Below are 227 nucleotides of genomic sequence, written 5' to 3'. Positions count from 1 at the left end.
GCAGGGGCAAAGTTTCATATAGAAGATTCAAAAGGAAAAATAGTTGGAGAACTAGTAACAAATGAAGAAGGAGAAGTAATATCAAAAGACTTACCAAAAGGAAACTATACCCTAGTGGAAGTAGAAGCACCTAAAGGTTACGAATTATTAAAAGAAAAAATAACTGTAAAAATAGAAAAAGATGCAGTAGTAGAAATTAAAATAGGAAATAAGAAATTGCCAGATCC

The 227-nt window shown here is 30.8% G+C and carries 1 protein-coding gene; it reads left to right on the top strand.

Features of this window, described 5'->3' with window-relative positions; translation table 11 throughout:
• Positions 1-227: prealbumin-like fold domain-containing protein (locus MR107_RS30960; RefSeq protein WP_242293219.1), on the top strand; the 227-nt coding region annotated here is incomplete at both ends.

It is taken from the genome of Bacillus cereus group sp. BfR-BA-01441, from assembly GCF_022663075.1.
GTDB classification, from domain to species: Bacteria; Bacillota; Bacilli; order Bacillales; family Bacillaceae_G; genus Bacillus_A; species Bacillus_A cereus.
This window is presented reverse-complemented; position numbering and strand designations above follow the sequence as displayed.